16 protein-coding genes are annotated in these 16,515 nt (G+C 70.5%); all 16 read right to left on the minus strand.

Translation table 11 applies throughout. From position 1 onward, the window contains the following. Positions 1-160: 160 nt before the first annotated feature. The 16 genes from nusB to ABT070_RS41470 all read right to left on the minus strand — a co-directional run bounded on the left by nusB (position 161) and on the right by ABT070_RS41470 (position 16,267). Positions 161-595, minus strand: a complete 435-nt coding sequence (gene nusB / locus ABT070_RS41395) for a transcription antitermination factor NusB (protein WP_351768131.1) — start codon at positions 593-595, stop codon at positions 161-163. 2 nt (positions 596-597) lie between these two features. Continuing rightward, positions 598-1,164 carry an elongation factor P gene (gene efp, locus ABT070_RS41400; RefSeq protein WP_351768132.1) on the minus strand — a complete coding sequence of 189 codons (567 nt, stop codon included), beginning with the start codon at positions 1,162-1,164 and terminating at the stop codon, positions 598-600. 51 nt (positions 1,165-1,215) lie between these two features. Beyond that, positions 1,216-2,322 carry an aminopeptidase P family protein gene (locus tag ABT070_RS41405; protein ID WP_351768133.1) on the minus strand — a complete coding sequence of 369 codons (1,107 nt, stop codon included), beginning with the start codon at positions 2,320-2,322 and terminating at the stop codon, positions 1,216-1,218. Positions 2,323-2,413: 91 nt separating this feature from the next. Next, positions 2,414-3,253: a Pro-rich N-terminal domain-containing protein gene (locus ABT070_RS41410; protein WP_351768134.1), complete on the minus strand. Its 840-nt coding sequence runs from the start codon at positions 3,251-3,253 to the stop codon at positions 2,414-2,416. A gap of 189 nt (positions 3,254-3,442) precedes the next feature. After that, positions 3,443-4,537: a 3-dehydroquinate synthase gene (gene aroB / locus ABT070_RS41415; RefSeq protein WP_351768135.1), complete on the minus strand. Its 1,095-nt coding sequence runs from the start codon at positions 4,535-4,537 to the stop codon at positions 3,443-3,445. Then, positions 4,534-5,049 carry a shikimate kinase gene (locus ABT070_RS41420; protein WP_351768136.1) on the minus strand — a complete coding sequence of 172 codons (516 nt, stop codon included), beginning with the start codon at positions 5,047-5,049 and terminating at the stop codon, positions 4,534-4,536. Before ABT070_RS41420 ends, aroB begins: the two co-directional genes overlap by 4 nt. Further along, positions 5,046-6,230: a chorismate synthase gene (gene aroC, locus ABT070_RS41425; protein ID WP_351768137.1), complete on the minus strand. Its 1,185-nt coding sequence runs from the start codon at positions 6,228-6,230 to the stop codon at positions 5,046-5,048. The genes ABT070_RS41420 and aroC overlap by 4 nt, the downstream gene beginning before the upstream one ends. Positions 6,231-6,405: 175 nt before the next feature. After that, complete coding sequence (locus tag ABT070_RS41430; protein ID WP_351768138.1) at positions 6,406-7,263, minus strand: shikimate dehydrogenase; 858 nt, start codon at positions 7,261-7,263, stop codon at positions 6,406-6,408. Then, positions 7,244-9,028 (minus strand): endolytic transglycosylase MltG, encoded by a 1,785-nt coding sequence (gene mltG / locus ABT070_RS41435; protein ID WP_351768140.1) that lies wholly within the window; start codon positions 9,026-9,028, stop codon positions 7,244-7,246. Before mltG ends, ABT070_RS41430 begins: the two co-directional genes overlap by 20 nt. Before the next feature lie 123 nt (positions 9,029-9,151). Continuing rightward, positions 9,152-9,616 carry a Holliday junction resolvase RuvX gene (gene ruvX / locus ABT070_RS41440; RefSeq protein WP_351768182.1) on the minus strand — a complete coding sequence of 155 codons (465 nt, stop codon included), beginning with the start codon at positions 9,614-9,616 and terminating at the stop codon, positions 9,152-9,154. Between the two features lie 8 nt (positions 9,617-9,624). Then, positions 9,625-12,297, minus strand: a complete 2,673-nt coding sequence (gene alaS, locus ABT070_RS41445) for an alanine--tRNA ligase (RefSeq protein ID WP_351768141.1) — start codon at positions 12,295-12,297, stop codon at positions 9,625-9,627. Next, positions 12,297-12,644 (minus strand): hypothetical protein, encoded by a 348-nt coding sequence (locus ABT070_RS41450; RefSeq protein ID WP_351768142.1) that lies wholly within the window; start codon positions 12,642-12,644, stop codon positions 12,297-12,299. Before ABT070_RS41450 ends, alaS begins: the two co-directional genes overlap by 1 nt. A gap of 8 nt (positions 12,645-12,652) precedes the next feature. Then, positions 12,653-13,093 (minus strand): DUF948 domain-containing protein, encoded by a 441-nt coding sequence (locus ABT070_RS41455; RefSeq protein ID WP_327182006.1) that lies wholly within the window; start codon positions 13,091-13,093, stop codon positions 12,653-12,655. 183 nt (positions 13,094-13,276) lie between these two features. Then, on the minus strand, positions 13,277-13,891 hold the full coding sequence (rpsD, locus tag ABT070_RS41460) for a 30S ribosomal protein S4 (protein ID WP_093775827.1): 615 nt from the start codon (positions 13,889-13,891) through the stop codon (positions 13,277-13,279). Between the two features lie 301 nt (positions 13,892-14,192). Continuing rightward, positions 14,193-15,548, minus strand: coding sequence for a replication-associated recombination protein A (locus ABT070_RS41465; protein WP_351768144.1), 1,356 nt, complete (start codon positions 15,546-15,548; stop codon positions 14,193-14,195). Between the two features lie 59 nt (positions 15,549-15,607). Then, positions 15,608-16,267 (minus strand): vitamin K epoxide reductase family protein, encoded by a 660-nt coding sequence (locus ABT070_RS41470; RefSeq protein WP_351768145.1) that lies wholly within the window; start codon positions 16,265-16,267, stop codon positions 15,608-15,610. Positions 16,268-16,515: the final 248 nt, after the last annotated feature.

The raw sequence follows: 16,515 nt of genomic DNA on the forward strand, positions 1-16,515 counted from the left end.
GCGGCTGGCTATGGTCGCGGCCCCCCCCCCCCCGGCGGCCGTCTGCGGGCCCAGGAGGGCTCAGAGGCACCAGGTCCCGGTCGAGCGCCTGAGGGCCCGCAGCGTGTCGCTGCGGGCCCTCAGGCGTTGTCGTGGGACTGCCGTGCGGCTTGCTGTGCCGTTACGCCTCGTCCCGGCGCAGAGACGGCTTGAGCTCCTTGAACCGGCCGAGCAGGCCGTTGACGAACGACGGCGACTCGTCGGTGGAGAACTCCTTCGCCAGCTGCACCATCTCGTCGAGGACGACCGCGTCCGGGGTCTCGTCGGCCCAGATCAGCTCGTAGGCGCCCAGACGCAGGATGTTGCGGTCGACGACCGGCATCCGGTCCAGCGTCCAGCCGACCGAGTACTGCGAGATCAGGTCGTCGATACGCCGCGCGTACCCGGCGTAGCCCTCGACCAGCTGCATGGTGTACTCGCTGACCGGCGGCTGCCGGGTGTCGGCCCGGGAGAGCCGGATCCAGTCCGCGAGGACCGTCAGGACGTCGACTCCGCGCTGGTCGCCCTCGAAGAGGATCTGGAAGGCGCGCTTGCGGGCCGTGTTGCGAGCAGCCACGGTTAGCTGTTCACCCGGCCGAGGTAGTCGCTGGTGCGGGTGTCGACCTTGATCTTCTCACCGGTGGTGATGAAGAGCGGGACCTGGATCTGGTGGCCGGTCTCCAGGGTGGCGGGCTTGGTGCCACCGGTGGAGCGGTCGCCCTGGAGGCCGGGCTCGGTCTCCTGCACGACGAGCTCGACGGCGGCCGGCAGCTCTACGAAGAGCACCTCGCCCTCGTGCTGCGCGACGGTGGCCGTGAAGCCCTCGATCAGGAAGTTGGCGGCGTCGCCGACGGCCTTGCGGTCGACCAGCAGCTGGTCGTAGGTCTGCATGTCCATGAAGACGAAGTACTCGCCGTCCATGTACGAGAACTGCATGTCGCGCTTGTCGACAGTGGCCGTCTCGACCTTGACGCCGGCGTTGAACGTCTTGTCGACGACCTTGCCGGAAAGCACGTTCTTCAGCTTGGTGCGCACGAAGGCCGGGCCCTTGCCGGGCTTGACGTGCTGGAACTCGACGACGGACCAGAGCTGGCCGCCTTCGAGCTTGAGCACCAGGCCGTTCTTGAGGTCGTTCGTGGAAGCCACGGTTGCGGAATCTCCTGGACTGACGTGGACGACCCCGGTGCACGCACCTGGCTAAAGGGCGAGCAGCTCCTTGGTCGTGATGGTGAGTAGCTCGGGTCCGCCGTCCGCCTCGGGGCGCACGACGAGCGTGTCATCGATCCTGACACCGCCCCGGCCCGGGATGTGGACCCCCGGTTCGACGGTGACCGGCACGCAAGCGTCCAGTTTACCCATGGCCGCGGGAGACAACTGCGGGTCCTCTTCGATTTCGAGCCCGACACCGTGTCCGGTGAGCGCCGGCAGGCCCTCGGAGTGCCCCGCGGAGTCCAGGATATGGCGGGCCGCGCGGTCCACGTCCCGGAAGGCGGCTCCGGGTGTCAGGGCCTCGCGCCCGGCCCGCTGGGCAGCGAAGACGAGGTCGTACAGCTCGATCTGCCAGTCGGCCGGGGACGTGCCGATCACGAAGGTGCGGCCGATCTCGCAGCGGTAGCCGCGGTAGCTCGCCCCCAGACAGACGGAGAGGAAGTCGCCCTCCTCGACCCGTCGGTCGGTGGGCCGATGACCGCGCCGGCCGGAGTTCGGGCCGGTGGCGACCGAGGTGGTGAAGGCGGGGCCGTCGGCACCGTGATCGACGAGGCGCCGTTCCAGTTCGAGGGCGAGGTGCCGCTCCGTACGGCCCACCAGGATGGACTCCAGCAGCTCCCCCAGGGCTTGGTCGGCGATCTCGGCGCCGATCCGCAGACAGGAGATCTCCTCCTCGTCCTTCACCACCCTCAGCTGTTCGACCGCGCCGCCCACGTCCGCGAGGCGCAGCCGGGGCGCGACGGAGCGCAGCTCGCGGTGGCGGGCCACCGTGAGGTGATGCTCCTCCACCGCGAGGGAGTCGCCGCCCTCGCCCACGAGGAGATCGGCGGCTGCGACCGCCGGATCGCCTCCGGGGCGGTGGAGGCAGTGGACACGCAGTGCCTCGTCCGGCCGGCCCTCGCTCGGGCGGTCCTCGGGCGGGTCCGTGCAGACGAGGAGATCCTCACGTCTGCCCAGCAGCAGGACGGCGCCGGCCGGGGCCGCGCCCGCGAGGTATCTCACGTTGGCGGGGCGGGAGATCAGCGCGGTGGCGCTGCCGCTCGCGTTGCAGCGTTCTCTCAGCCGGGTGCGGCGGGACGCGTAGACCTCTGACATGACACGAGCGTAGGAGGAGTGGCTGGATTGTGCCGGTTGGGAGGGCGTTCGGGGGAACCGGCCGGGTCGGGCCGGAGCTCTCGAGAGCGCTCTACCACTTCGGGGGGCTCGCGATCGCCCTCGCCAGTACGTCGTCCAGGACCCTCGCCGTCGTCGGGACGTCCAGCTGGGAGTTGTCGATGATGGGGAGGCCGGAGCCGTACCAGCCGGCCATGCGGCCGTGGATGCGGGCCACCTCCTCGTCGGTGAGGCGGCGGTTGCCGGAGCGCTCGGCGTTGCGTTCCAGCACGACTTCCAGGCCGGGCAGCAGGACGACGGGCAGCAGGCCCGGACCCACATGCCGTTTCCAGCCACCCAGGCCCACGGCCGGGCGGTCGGGGAAGATCGCGTCGTCCAGGATGCACGAGATGCCGTTGGCCAGGAAGTTGCGCGCGGCGAAGCCGCAGGTGCGGCGGGCCAGGCGGTACTGGGCCTCGGAATGGTCGTTCCACCCCGACTGCGGGTCGGCGAAGCCCGAGCGGACCCATTCCCGTACGTCGTCGAGGCTGACGTGGGCCGTGGGTACCCGGCGGTGGTCGGCCCAGAACTTGGCGACGCTCGTCTTCCCGGCGCCCGCCGGGCCGATCAGCAGCACCGCCAGCGTCGTGGCCGCCGGGTCGGGGACGATCGGGGCGGGCGGCGCGCTGGGCATGGGGACGGGGCCGCCCGGCGGCAGCGGGACATGCCCGGTGGTGTCGGTGCCCTGGGCGACCGGGGCGTGCTGCGGGACCGGGGCGTGCTGCGGGGCGGGCGGCGGCGGCACGGGCGGGACCGGCGGCTGGGGCGCGGGCGGCACCGGGCCCGAGGGGGCGCCGAGGTACCCCGGCTGCTGCTGGGGGGCGCCGCCCGGCTGGTGGGGCGGCGGCAGCGGAGAACCCACTGCGTGCTGCATCCGGTGCCACTCCGTCTCGTACAGGCAATGGGCGCTGGTTGTGAGGGGTGCGGACCCCCATTTCGCTACTGAACGGTACCGCCCCCGGCTGTCGTTTGGTGAACGGCCGGGGGCGGTCCGAAGTGCCCGGTGCGGAAAGCGAATCGGGCGGAAGGGAAGCGGACGGACCTGCTCGCCCGTCCCGCGCTCCTACTCGCTCACCTCCCCGTACGCGGCCAGCAGCACGGCCGGGTCGGGACCCTCGAGGACGTTCGGCTTGGCCAGGCCGTCCAGGACGATGAACCGCAGCAGGTCGCCGCGGGACTTCTTGTCGACCTTCATGTTCTCCAGCAGCTTGGGCCACTGGTCGTAGCGGTAGTGCAGCGGCAGTCCCACCGACTCCAGCACCGTGCGGTGGCGGTCGGCCGTCGCGTCGTCCAGCCGGCCCGCGAGGCGGCCCAGTTCGGCCGCGAAGTGCATGCCCACGGAGACGGCCGCGCCGTGCCGCCACTTGTAGCGCTCGTTCTTCTCGATGGCGTGCGCCAGGGTGTGACCGTAGTTGAGGATCTCCCGCAGGCCCGACTCCTTCAGGTCGGACGACACGACGTCCGCCTTGACCCTGATGGAGCGCTCGATGAGCTCGGCAGTGTGCGGGCCCGCCGGGGTGCGGGCGGCCTCGGGGTCGGACTCGACCAGCTCGAGGATCACCGGGTCGGCGATGAAGCCCGCCTTGATGACCTCGGCGAGCCCGGAGACGTAGTCGTTGACCGGCAGCGAGTCCAGCGCGGCCAGGTCGCACAGCACACCGGCCGGCGGGTGGAAGGAGCCGACGAGGTTCTTGCCCTCGGCGGTGTTGATGCCGGTCTTGCCGCCGACGGCCGCGTCGACCATGGCCAGCACGGTCGTCGGGACGGCGATCCAGCGCACCCCGCGCAGCCAGGTCGCGGCGACGAATCCGGCCAGGTCCGTGGTGGAGCCCCCGCCGACGCCCACGACGACGTCGGTGCGGGTGAACCCTGACTGGCCGAGCGCCTTCCAGCAGTAGGCGGCGACCTCGGCGGTCTTGGCCTCCTCCGCGTTGGGCACCTGGATGGCGACGGCCTCGTAGCCCTGCTCGGCCAGGTCGGCGCGGAGCGCTTCCCCGGTGCCGGCGAGCGCCTCCGGGTGGATCACGGCGACCCGCTTGACCCGGTCGCCGATCAGCCCGCCGAGTTCGCCCAGCAGCTGACGGCCGACCAGGACCTCGTACGGCTCCGAGCCCGCGCTGCCGCCGATCTGGATCCGGGTTACGGACTCGCTGCTCATGCTTCCTTCAACTCCAAAGCGTCCAAGGCCACTTGGCTGACCTCTTCGGGCGTACGGCCGTCCGTCGTGACGACGGCGGTGGCGACGCCCTCGTAGAGATGGCGACGGGCGTCCATCAGCTCGCGCCACTGCTTGCGCGGATTGACGGCGAGCAGCGGGCGCGCCGTGTTCAGGCCGGTGCGCTTCACGGCTTCCTCGACGTCCATGGCCAGGTAGACCACGCGCTGCCCGGCCAGCAGCGCGCGCGTGTCCGCGTCCAGGATCGAGCCGCCGCCGAGCGCCAGCACGCCCTCGTGCGCGGCGAGCGCGTCCCGCACGGCCCGCTTCTCGATCGCGCGGAAGGTCTCCTCGCCCTCGTCGACGAAGATCTCCGCGATGCTGCGGCCCGCCTCGGCGACGATGTCGTCGTCGGTGTCCCGGTAGGACACGCCGAGCCGCTCGGCGAGCAGTTGCCCGACGGTGGACTTGCCGACGCCCATCGGGCCGACGAGGACGACCAGTGGCCCGCTCATCGGATGTGCAGGCTGTCGAGGTACGACCGCACGTTGCGGCGGGTCTCGGTGACGCTGTCGCCGCCGAACTTCTCCGCCACCGCGTCGGCGAGCACCAGGGCGACCATCGCCTCGGCGACGATCCCGGCGGCCGGGACCGCGCACACGTCGGAGCGCTGGTGGTGCGCCTGGGTGGCCTCGCCCGTGGCGACGTCCACCGTCCGCAGGGCCCGCGGCACGGTCGCGATCGGCTTCATCGCCGCGCGCACGCGCAGCAGCTCGCCGGTGGTGAGGCCGCCCTCGGTGCCGCCGGAGCGGCCGCTGGTGCGCCTGATGCCCTCGGACGTGGTGACGATCTCGTCGTGCGCCTTCGAACCCGGCACGCGCGCGAGGTCGAAGCCGTCGCCGACCTCGACTCCCTTGATCGCCTGGATGCCCATCAGGGCGGCGGCGAGGCGGGCGTCCAGCCGGCGGTCCCAGTGCACGTGCGAGCCCAGGCCGACCGGGACGTCGTACGCCAGCACCTCGACGACGCCGCCGAGGGTGTCGCCGTCCTTGTGGGCCTGGTCGATCTCCGCGACCATCGCCTTCGACGCGTCCGCGTCCAGGCAGCGGACCGGGTCCGCGTCCAGCTTCTCGACGTCGGCGGGGGTCGGCAGAACGCCGTACGGCGCCTTCGCGGCGGCCAGCTCGACGACGTGCGAGACGATCTCGATGCCGGCCGTCTCCTTCAGGTACGACCGGGCCACCGCGCCCAGCGCGACCCGGGCGGCCGTCTCACGCGCGGAGGCGCGCTCCAGGATCGGCCGGGCCTCGTCGAAGCCGTACTTCTGCATTCCGGCGAGGTCGGCGTGGCCGGGGCGCGGGCGGGTGAGCGGCGCGTTGCGGGCGAGGCCCGCGAGGATCTCCGGGTCGACCGGGTCGGCCGACATGACCTGCTCCCACTTGGGCCACTCCGTGTTGCCCACCATGACGGCGACCGGTGAGCCCATGGTCAGGCCGTGCCGGACACCGCCGAGGAAGGTGACCTCGTCGCGCTCGAACTTCATGCGCGCACCACGCCCATAGCCGAGCCGTCGCCGCGCGAGGTGGTCGGCGACCATCTCCGTGGTGATCGGCACGCCGGCGGGAAGGCCCTCCAGCGTCGCGACAAGTGCGGGACCGTGGGATTCTCCCGCGGTCAGCCAACGCAGCCTGCTCAACGATGCTCCTCAGTGCTCGCGCCCTGGTACTGCTCTGCGCACGCGCGTCCGTCGCGTACGTCGGTGGCGTGACCGGGTGCGCGGCCCTGGCCCGCCACCTCCGATCCTCCCACGTCCCGGCCCTGGAACCGGTCGCCGGTCCAGCAAGCGGACGGGGGGCCGGCCGGGGACGGGCTCACGGGTGGTGCGAGGCCCCGCGGGTGGCGAGGGCGTGCTCGCCCGCCTTGCGCATGGCCTCCACCGGCGCCGGGACGCGGCCGGTCATCTGCTCCACCTGGAGGACCGCCTGGTGCACGAGCAGGTCGAGGCCGCTGACGACGGCGCCGGCGAACATGGACCAGCGGGCGGCCAGCTCGGTGGGCCACGGGTCGTAGAGCACGTCGAAGAGGGTGGCGGGCCGCTCCGGCACGGAGGCGGCGAGGGCGTCCGTGGCCCCGGCCGGGGTGGTCGCGACGACCAGCGGGAAGCGGAGCGCGTCGGCGGCGTCCGCCCAGTCGGCGATCCGGACGTCGACATCGAGCCGCTCGCCCCACCGGCGCATCTCGTCGGCGCGGGCCGCGCTGCGGACATAGGCGACGATCTCGCCGGTGCAGACCCTGGCGAGGGCGGCCAGGGCGGAGGACGCGGTGGCGCCGGCGCCGAGGATCGCGGCCGAGTCGACCTGCTCGACACCGCGCTCGCGCAGGGCGGCGACCATGCCGGGGATGTCCGTGTTGTCGCCGAGCCGGCGGCCGTCCTCGGTGAACACGAGCGTGTTGACCGCCTCGACGGAGGCGGCCGTCTCGCTGACCTCGTCGAGCAGCGGGATGACCGCGCGCTTCAGCGGCATGGTCAGCGAGAGACCGGCCCACTCGGCGCCGAGTCCGGCGACGAAGGAGGGCAGGGCCTCCTCGTCGACGTCGAAGCGGTCGTACGTCCAGCCGGTGAGTTCCAGTGCCTCGTACGCGGCGCGGTGCAGCACCGGGGAGAGCGAGTGGACGATGGGGCTGCCGAGTACCGCGGCCCGGCGGGCGTCAGTTGCCCGTGCTGGCATCGAACTTGTCCTTGAGCTTCTGGAATTGTGCGTAGGTCTTGGCGAATTCGGTGTTGCTCTCACCGTCGGTCGCCACGAAATAGATCCAGCCGTCGGTGGTCGGATTCATGGTCGCCTTGAGCGCGTCCTCACCGGGATTGCCGATCGGACCGGGCGTCAGGCCCCTGTTGGTGTAGGTGTTGTACGGGTCCTTGTTGCTGTTGATCTCGGACTCGCTGATGTTGATTTTACTCTCGCCCTTCAGGTAGTTGAAGGTCGAGTCGAACTGGAGCAACTGGTTGGTCTGGTCGTTCGTCGGCTTGAGCCGGTTGTAGACGACCTCCGCCATCTTGCGGTAGTCGTCGTGCGTCTTGCCCTCGGCCTGGACGAGGCTGGCGACCGTGATGACCTGCAACGGGCTCTCGAGCTTGAGCGTCTTGGCCTTGGCCTCGAGGTCGTACTCGCCGTACACCTCGTTGGCGTGCGCGACCATCGACTTCAGGACCGCCTCGGGCTTCATGCCCTTGGCCGCGCCGTACGTCCCCGGGAAGAGGAAGCCCTCCAGCGGGTCCTTGATGTCGTCGTTGTCGTTCGCCCAGGCGGGCAGACCGAGCGTTTTGTACTCGTTCTCCGCCAGTTTTCGGGTGGTTCCGGTGGCAAGTCCGAGTTTCGTGTCGATGGCCTTGTAGACAGCCACGTTCCGCTGCCCCGGGGTGACCAGCACATTGGCCTGGCTGGCCGGGTCGAGCATCATCTCCACGGCGCTCTTCGCGGACATCTCCTTCTTCAGGATGTACGCGCCTGCCTGGATTCCGCCGGCTTCGGGATTGTTCGTGACCGCGGAGACGAACGCGTCCACGCTCTTGACGACGCCGGCCTCCTTGAGGAGTCTGCCGATGGCGGCGCCGCCGGAGCCCTTGGGCACCTCGATGCTCACGGTCTGCTTCGTGCCGTCGCCCGCGTAGTCCGGAGCCGCGGCGTAACGATTCTGGTAGTAGTCGTAGCCGAAATATCCGACGCCCGCGACACCACCGCCGAACACCAGTACGACGACCAGGCAGGCGCAGCCGCTGCGGCCCTTCTTGCTCTTCGCGCCCTTGCCGCCCCGGCCCCGCCGGTCTCCGCGGCCCTCGGGCTCGTCGTCGTCCTCGTCGTCCTCGGCCCCGCCGCCCGCGAAGAAAGCGTGCTCACCCTGATCGGGTCCCGGGTCCCAGTCGGCTTTTTGCTCGGACCCGGCTTCCGGCTCCGGCTCCGGTTCGGGCTCGGCACGCCGCCGGGCGGGCGGCTCCGGCGGCGGGTAGGCCTCCGGGGTGCCGTAGAAGTCGGGCTGTTCGGCGCCGTAGGCCGCGGCCTGCTGCCCGTAGGGGTCACCCGGGTCGGCCGCGTAGGGGACGTGGGCATGGGTGCCCGTGCCGTCCCAGCCGCCCTCCTGGTACCCCTCGTGGTAGCCCTGCTGGTTCTGCTGGGTGTACTGCTGGCCCTGAGCGGCGTACTGCTGCTGGTCGTAGCCCTGGTACTGCGGGTCGTACTGCTGCTGACCGTACTGCTGCTGACCGTACTGCTGCTGGTCGTACTGCTGCGCCTGTCCCTGGCTCCAGTCGCCGTACTCCTGCTGCTGGTCGGCGTGCTGCTCCTGCTGCTGCGGGTAGTGGTGGTGCTGTGGCTGGCCGCCGTAGGCAGGCTGATGGCCCGTGGGGGCCTGCTGCCCTTCCCATCCGCCGTCCCCGTACAACGGGTCCTCCGGATGCCACGGTTCGGAGCCAGAGCCCCGGCCATACTCAGTCATCGATCCCCTAGAGCCGCGAGGCGGCGATCACGCGGCTTTTTCCGGCCCGTCACCGTTCCGTCTCTCTCTGTGCGGCAGCTGTTCGAACACCGCCGCATCGCCCGGAACGTTACCGTAGCGCGATCAGACAACCACTTCGACGCCCTCACCCGGCGCCTTGCCTGACACCCGTTCGGATTCCAGGGCCTGCTGAAGGATGATCACAGCGGCTGCCTGGTCGATCACCGAGCGGCCCTTCTTCGCCTTCACGCCCGAGGCACGCAGTCCCTGACTGGCCGTCACGGTCGTCATCCTCTCGTCCACCAGACGTACGGATACGGGCGCGATTTTGTTCGCCAGCTGCTGTGCGAAGCCGCGGACCTTCACCGCGGCCGGGCCCTCGCCCCCCTTGAGGGAGCGAGGCAGACCCACCACGACCTCGATCGGCTCGTACTCCTCGACCAGTTGTCCGAGCCGGCGGTAGGCCGCGGGGACATCCCGGCCGGGGACCGTCTCCACCGGAGTGGCGAGGATCCCGTCGGGGTCGCACGAGGCGACCCCGATCCGGGCGTCCCCGACGTCGATCGCGAGTCGACGGCCCTTCCTCATCGGCTCGCTCACTTGGCCGTTTCCGCCACGAGTCGCTCGACGGCGTCGACGGCGTCGCCGACGGCGGCCGGGTTCTGGCCGCCGCCCTGGGCGACGTCCGGCTTGCCGCCGCCGCCACCGCCGAGGGTCTTGGCAGCCGTACGGACCAGCTCGCCGGCCTTGAGACCGCGCTCGCGGGCGGCCTCGTTGGTGGCGATGACCGTCAGCGGCTTGCCGTTGTTCACCGTGAACAGGGCGACCACGGCGGCCCGGCCGCCCTGGATGCGGCCGCGCACGTCGAGGACGAGCCTGCGCAGGTCGTCGGGGGTCGTGCCGTCCGGGACCTGGCCGGTGACGAGGGCCACACCGCCGACGTCCTTGGCGGACTCCACGAGACCGGCGGCGGCCTGGAGGACCTTCTCCGCGCGGAACTTCTCGATCTCCTTCTCGGCGTCCTTCAGCTTGCCGAGCATGGCGGAGACCTTCTCCGGGAGCTCCTCCGGACGGCCCTTGATCAGCTCCTGGAGCTGGGCGACGACCGTGTGCTCACGGGCCAGGAAGTTGTAGGCGTCCACGCCGACGAGGGCCTCGATGCGGCGGACACCCGAGCCGATCGACGACTCGCCGAGCAGCTTCACCAGGCCCAGCTGGGAGGTGTTGTGCACATGGGTGCCACCGCACAGCTCCTTGGAGAAGTCGCCGATGGTCACGACCCGCACCCGCTCGCCGTACTTCTCGCCGAACTCGGCGATGGCGCCCTGCTTCTTGGCCTCGTCGATGCCCATGACCTCGGCCCGGACGTCCAGGTCGCGGGCGAGGATCTCGTTGATCTTCTGCTCGACGTCGGTCATCACGGCCGTCGGGACGGCGGACGGGGAACCGAAGTCGAAGCGGAAGCGGCCGGGCTGGTTCTCGGAACCGGCCTGGGCGGCCGTCGGGCCGAGGGCGTCGCGCAGCGCCTGGTGCGTGAGGTGCGTGGCCGAGTGGGCGCGGGCGATGGCCGTGCGGCGGCGCTGGTCGATCGAGGCGTGGGCCTTGGCGCCGAGCGTGACCTCGCCGACCTGGACGACGCCCTTGTGGACGTACACGCCGGGGACCGGCTTCTGGGTGTCGCGGATCTCGATGACGGCGCCGGTGTCCACCCTGATGCGGCCGGTGTCGCCGATCTGGCCGCCGCCCTCGGCGTAGAACGGGGTGCGGTCGAGGACGATCTCGACCTCGTCGCCCTCGGTGGCGGCCGGCGAGGAGGCGCCGTCGACGAGGATGCCGACGATCGTCGACTCGCCCTCGGTGTCGGCGTAGCCGATGAAGTCGGTCGCACCGGCCCGGTCGGCGATCTCACGGTAGGCGCCCACGCCGGCGTGCCCGGTCTTCTTGGCCTGGGCGTCGGCCTTGGCGCGTTCCCGCTGTTCCTTCATCAGACGGCGGAAGCCGTCCTCGTCCACGGACAGCCCCTGCTCGCCGGCCATCTCGAGGGTGAGGTCGATCGGGAAGCCCCAGGTGTCGTGGAGCAGGAAGGCCTTGTCGCCGGCGAGGACCGTGCCACCGGACTGCTTGGTCTCGGTGACGGCGGTGTCGAGGATGTTGGTGCCGGCCTTCAGCGTCTTGAGGAAGGCGTTCTCCTCGGCGAGGGCGACCTTCTCGATCCGCTCGCGGTCGGTGACCAGCTCCGGGTACTGCTGGCCCATCATCTCGATGACGGTGTCGATGAGGTCCTTGACGACCGGGCCGGTGGCGCCGAGGAGGCGCATGTTGCGGATGGCGCGGCGCATGATGCGGCGCAGGACATAACCGCGGCCCTCGTTGCCGGGGGTGACGCCGTCGCCGATGAGCATCACGGAGGTGCGCATGTGGTCGGTGACCACGCGCAGCGAGACGTCCGACTCGTGGGCCTCGCCGTACTCGACGCCGGTCAGCTCGGTGGCCTTCCTGATGACGGCCATCGAGGTGTCGATCTCGTACATGTTCTGCACGCCCTGCAGAATCATGGCGAGGCGCTCCAGGCCGAGGCCCGTGTCGATGTTCTTGCTCGGCAGGTCGCCCAGGATCTCGAAGTTGTCCTTGCCGATGCCCTCGCCACGCTCGTACTGCATGAAGACGAGGTTCCAGATCTCCACGTACCGCTCGTCGTTGACGGCGGGGCCGCCCTCGACGCCGAACTCGGGGCCGCGGTCGTAGTTGATCTCGGAACAGGGGCCGCAGGGGCCGGGGACGCCCATGGACCAGTAGTTGTCCTTCATGCCGAGGCGCTGGATGCGCTCCTTGGGCACGCCGACGACCTCGTGCCAGATGCGCTCGGCCTCGTCGTCGTCCTTGTAGACCGTGATCCAGAGCTTCTCCGGCACCAGGCCGTAACCACCCTTGTCCTGGGGCGCGGTGAGCAGCTCCCAGGCGTACTTGATGGCGCCTTCCTTGAAGTAGTCGCCGAAGGAGAAGTTGCCGCACATCTGGAAGAACGTGCCGTGGCGGGTGGTCTTGCCGACCTCTTCGATGTCGGGCGTGCGCACGCACTTCTGCACGCTGGTGGCGCGCGACCACGGCGGCTTGACGTCACCGAGGAAGTACGGCTTGAAGGGGACCATGCCGGCGGGGACCAGGAGCAGAGTCGGGTCGTCCGCGATGAGCGACGCCGAAGGGACGACGGTGTGACCGCGCTCCTCGTAGAAGCTCAGCCAGCGGCGGCGGATCTCGGCCGACTCCATCAGTGGTCCTCATTCCGGTTGTGCGAGTACGTCGTGTGCTCGGGATGCTCGGGGGTACTGCGGCTGTTCTCGATGGCGGTGTACCGCCGGGGCGCGGGGAGTGCGGGATCGTCGCGGATCCCCAGCGCCTCCCCCAGCTCGGCCTCCCGCTGGGCCATGTTGTCGCGGACGTCGAGCGCGAAACCCACCGCGCGGTCCTTGAGGCGCGCTCCCGTCTCGAGTGCCTTGTTGGCCGCGGACGCGGCGAGGCTCTCGGGGGTCAGCTGCCTCAGCTTGCGATTGACCTTGGTGGTGGCCCAGACACCGGCGGCGACGCCCGTGGTGAACCAGAAGGTACGGCGGAACATCGCTGGTCTCAGTCCCTCTTTCCACGGGGCTTGCGCTTCTCCCGCCGGGAGACCGTTCGGCCCACGATCACGGTCCGCCGGGACTCCCCGGCGGGCACGTCGTCCTTGCGGCCGCCGAGGGCCCGGCGCACGCCGTAGCCGAAGGCGGCGACCTTCACCAGGGGGCCGCCGAAGGTGGAGGCGACCGTGGTGGACAGCGCCGAGGCGTTCGACGTGACTTCCTGGACGTCGGTGGCGATCGCGTCGACCCGGTCGATCTGGGTCTGCGCGGAACGCACCGCCGCGGAGGCGTCGGCCAGCAGCGGGACGGCCTGCTCGGTCACGTCGGCGACGAGTCTGGTGGTCGCCCTGAGCGTCTGCGCCAGCCTCGCCAGCGCGACGGCGAGGAAGGAGACCAGGATCGCCCAGAACACCGCCACCAGGATGCCGGCCACCTCTCCACCGGACACTGCGCACCCGCTCCCTGTCTGACGAACACCTATCTCTGGAGGCGAGCCTATCGCGCCGGCGCCGGCGTTCCGTACCGGATTAGACGTGCGAAAGCCCGCCGTCCCACCTGCCCCGAAGGGCAGCGGGACGACGGGCCTCGGCGCAGAAGTCCTACGACCGCTACAGACCGATCCGGAAGGGGATCAGCGGGCGTAGTACTCGACGACGAGCTGCTCGTCGCAGATCACCGGGATCTCCTTGCGGTTCGGCTCGCGGTCCAGGCGGAACGCCAGGGCGCCGAGGTTCACCTGGAGGTAGCGCGGGGTCTCGCCGTCGGGGGCGAAGCCACCGGCGCGGGAGACCTCGAACAGCGTCTTGCTGCGGCTGCGCTCGCGGACCATGACGACGTCGTCCGGCTTGACGCGGAAGGACGGCTTGTCGACCTTCTGGCCGTTGACCTCGATGTGGCCGTGGACGACCATCTGGCGGGCCTGGTAGATCGTGCGGGCGATGCCCGAACGCAGGACCAGCGCGTCGAGACGGCGCTCGAGCTCGATGATCAGGGCCTCACCGGTCTTGCCCTGGACCTTGGAGGCACGCTCGTAGGCGCGGACGAGCTGGCGCTCGGACACGTCGTACTGCGCGCGCAGACGCTGCTTCTCGAGCAGACGGACCTTGTAGTCCGAGTTCTGCTTGCGGCCACGGCCGTGCTCACCCGGCGGGTAGGGGCGCGCCTCGAAGTACTTGACGGCCTTCGGGGTCAGCGCGATGCCGAGGGCACGCGACTTCTTGACCTTGGGACGGGGCTGGTTCGCCACGATCTCTCACTTTCCAGAATTTCCGGCTCGTCAGGGTTAAGGGAGGTCGCATCCGCAGCCGGGGAAACCCGTCGGGTCCGCGTGGAACCTGTCGGGCAGCCGCTCCCCTGGTCTGGGCACATACGTGCAGCACGCGAGTTGCCCATCGACCGTTCTCGGAATTCCGAGTGGTGATGGGCTGCCCGCGACACCTTCGACGGTGCGCGACGCTCCTGGAGCGAGGTCCGAGGACCGCTGCTCCGGCCGACCGTCCTGTTCTGACTGCACGGGACGCGGCACTTCGGGCGAGTCTACAGGGTGCTCAGGACCCGTCGCGACCGAGGTGCTGCCGGGTCCACTCGACCGCGTCCGCGTAGCGGGCCTCGGCTCCGTGCCGGGTGGGCTCGTAGTACTCGCGGTCCTTGATGGCGTCCGGGGCGTACTGCTGGGCGGCGATGCCCTCGGGCAGGTCGTGCGGATACACGTACCCCTGCGCGTGCCCCAGCTTGGCGGCGCCCTTGTAGTGCCCGTCGCGCAGATGCGGCGGCACCGGACCGGCCAGACCCTTGCGTACGTCGTCCAGGGCGGCGCCGATCGCGGTCGTCGCGGCGTTCGACTTGGGAGCCAGGGCGAGGGCGATGGTGACGTGGCTGAGGGTGAGGGCGGCCTCGGGGAAGCCGATCATGGCGACGGCCTGGGCGGCGGCGACCGCGATCGGCAGGGCGTTCGGGTCCGCCAGGCCGATGTCCTCGCTGGCGGAGATCATCAGGCGGCGGGCGATGAAGCGCGGGTCCTCGCCGGCCTCGATCATGCGGGCCAGGTAATGCAAGGCCGCGTCGACGTCCGAACCTCGGACGGACTTGATGAGGGCGCTGGCGACGTCGTAGTGCTGGTCGCCGTCGCGGTCGTACTTCACCGCCGCGCGGTCGACCGTCTGCTCCAGGGTCTGGAGGCTGATCCCGGTCTCGTCCTGGTCCAGGGCGGCCCCGGCGGCGGCCTCCAGGGCGGTGAGGGCCCGGCGGGCGTCGCCGCCGGCGATGCGCAGCAGATGTGCCTCGGTGTCCTCGGGGAGGGTGACGGCGCCCTTGAGGCCGCGTTCGTCGACCACGGCGCGCCTGACCAGGTCGCGCAGACCGTCGTCCGTGAGGGGCTCGAGGGTCAGCAGGAGGGAACGGGAGAGCAGGGGCGAGATCACCGAGAAGTACGGGTTCTCGGTGGTCGCCGCGATCAGCGTCACCCAGCGGTTCTCGACGGCCGGCAGGAGGGAGTCCTGCTGCGCCTTGCTGAAGCGGTGGATCTCGTCGAGGAAGAGGACGGTCTCCTTGCCGTAGCCGCCGATGGCGCGGCGGGCGCCGTCGATGACCGCGCGGACCTCCTTGACGCCCGCGGTGATCGCCGACAGTTCGACGAACCGCTTGTTGGTGGCCTTGGAGACGACGTACGCCAGGGTCGTCTTCCCGGTGCCGGGCGGTCCCCAGAGGATCACCGAGGAGGGGCCCGCCGGACCCGTGGCACCCTCGCCGACCAGGCGGCGCAGGGGGGAGCCCGGCTTCAGCAGGTGCTGCTGGCCCACGACCTCGTCGAGGGTGCGCGGGCGCATCCGGACCGCCAGGGGGCTCCCGGTGGGGTCCTTCTCCTGGCGGTCTTCGGCTGCGGCGGTGAACAGGTCGGGCTCCACACGTCGGAGCCTACGTCAGAGGTCCGACAGTGACGTCCGGCGCCTGTCCTCCGCGGGGCTCAGGCCCAGAGGTCCGCGCCCCAGCGGGTCAGGATCAGCATGGCGATGATGCCGACGTGAGTGACCGGCAGGACCCAGGTGAACTCGCCGAGGAAGCGCTTCAGCCAGCCCGGGGCGGGCAGCAGGCCGTTGCGCACGTTGAACGAGGTGACGTACCAGAACATGGTGATCGTCGCGACCCAGGCCAGCGAGCACCACAGGCACAGGGCGTTGATCTCGTACAGGGACTGGTACTGGAGCCAGGTGCAGAAGGCCACGCCGAAGAGGGTGCCGAAGTTGAAGGTCAGCCAGTACCAGCGCGGGAAGGCGACCCGGGTCAGCAGGCTCATGCCCACACAGATCACGATGCCGTAGGCGACTAGGCCGAGCATCGGGTTGGGGAAACCGAACGCGGCGGCCTGCTTGCTCTCCATGACGCTGCCGCAGCTGATGATCGGGCTGATGCTGCAGCTCGGCGTGAAGGTCTTGCCCTCGACCTTGGCCTCGAGGATCTTGAACTTGTCGAGCGTGATGACCCAGGCCGCCAGCAGACCGGCGGCACCGGTGATCAGCAGCAGGATCGCGAACGCACGGCTGCCGCCCACGGTCCGGGGCTCGATCGCGGTGACGCGCTCGGGCTCGGACTCCGTGGAGACGTCTTTGACTGTCGTCTTGCTCATCACGCCGATCCGTCGCTTGAGAGTTGGACCATCTTCGGGCAGGGGCCATTGTGCCGCACCGGGCCGGGTGCGCACCGTTCGGTGCGTATAAGGAAGTACGTGAGCACGCCCTCCGGCGTTCGGTTCCGGCCAAGGCCAGGCGCCCACCTGCACGCGCGCGTGACGCTCGGACGACGGCGCCCGGCGGAGGACGAACGGGCGGCCGCCAGGTTGACGTGCCGGCGCATGACGAAGGCGCCGGGTCACCC

Source organism: Streptomyces sp. NPDC002884 (assembly GCF_040295245.1).
In the GTDB taxonomy this organism is placed as follows: Bacteria; Actinomycetota; Actinomycetes; order Streptomycetales; family Streptomycetaceae; genus Streptomyces.

Excerpts from the sequence above, each read along its gene's own strand:
- ABT070_RS41405 (WP_351768133.1), bottom strand. The coding sequence starts at position 2,322 with ATGTCAGAGGTCTACGCGTCCCGCCGCACCCGGCTGAGAGAACGCTGC.
- ABT070_RS41410 (WP_351768134.1), bottom strand. The coding sequence starts at position 3,253 with ATGCAGCACGCAGTGGGTTCTCCGCTGCCGCCGCCCCACCAGCCGGGC.
- aroB (WP_351768135.1), bottom strand. The coding sequence starts at position 4,537 with ATGAGCAGCGAGTCCGTAACCCGGATCCAGATCGGCGGCAGCGCGGGC.
- ABT070_RS41420 (WP_351768136.1), bottom strand. The coding sequence starts at position 5,049 with ATGAGCGGGCCACTGGTCGTCCTCGTCGGCCCGATGGGCGTCGGCAAG.
- ABT070_RS41430 (WP_351768138.1), bottom strand. The coding sequence starts at position 7,263 with ATGCCAGCACGGGCAACTGACGCCCGCCGGGCCGCGGTACTCGGCAGC.
- mltG (WP_351768140.1), bottom strand. The coding sequence starts at position 9,028 with ATGACTGAGTATGGCCGGGGCTCTGGCTCCGAACCGTGGCATCCGGAG.
- ruvX (WP_351768182.1), bottom strand. The coding sequence starts at position 9,616 with ATGAGGAAGGGCCGTCGACTCGCGATCGACGTCGGGGACGCCCGGATC.
- alaS (WP_351768141.1), bottom strand. The coding sequence starts at position 12,297 with ATGGAGTCGGCCGAGATCCGCCGCCGCTGGCTGAGCTTCTACGAGGAG.
- ABT070_RS41450 (WP_351768142.1), bottom strand. The coding sequence starts at position 12,644 with ATGTTCCGCCGTACCTTCTGGTTCACCACGGGCGTCGCCGCCGGTGTC.
- ABT070_RS41470 (WP_351768145.1), bottom strand. The coding sequence starts at position 16,267 with ATGAGCAAGACGACAGTCAAAGACGTCTCCACGGAGTCCGAGCCCGAG.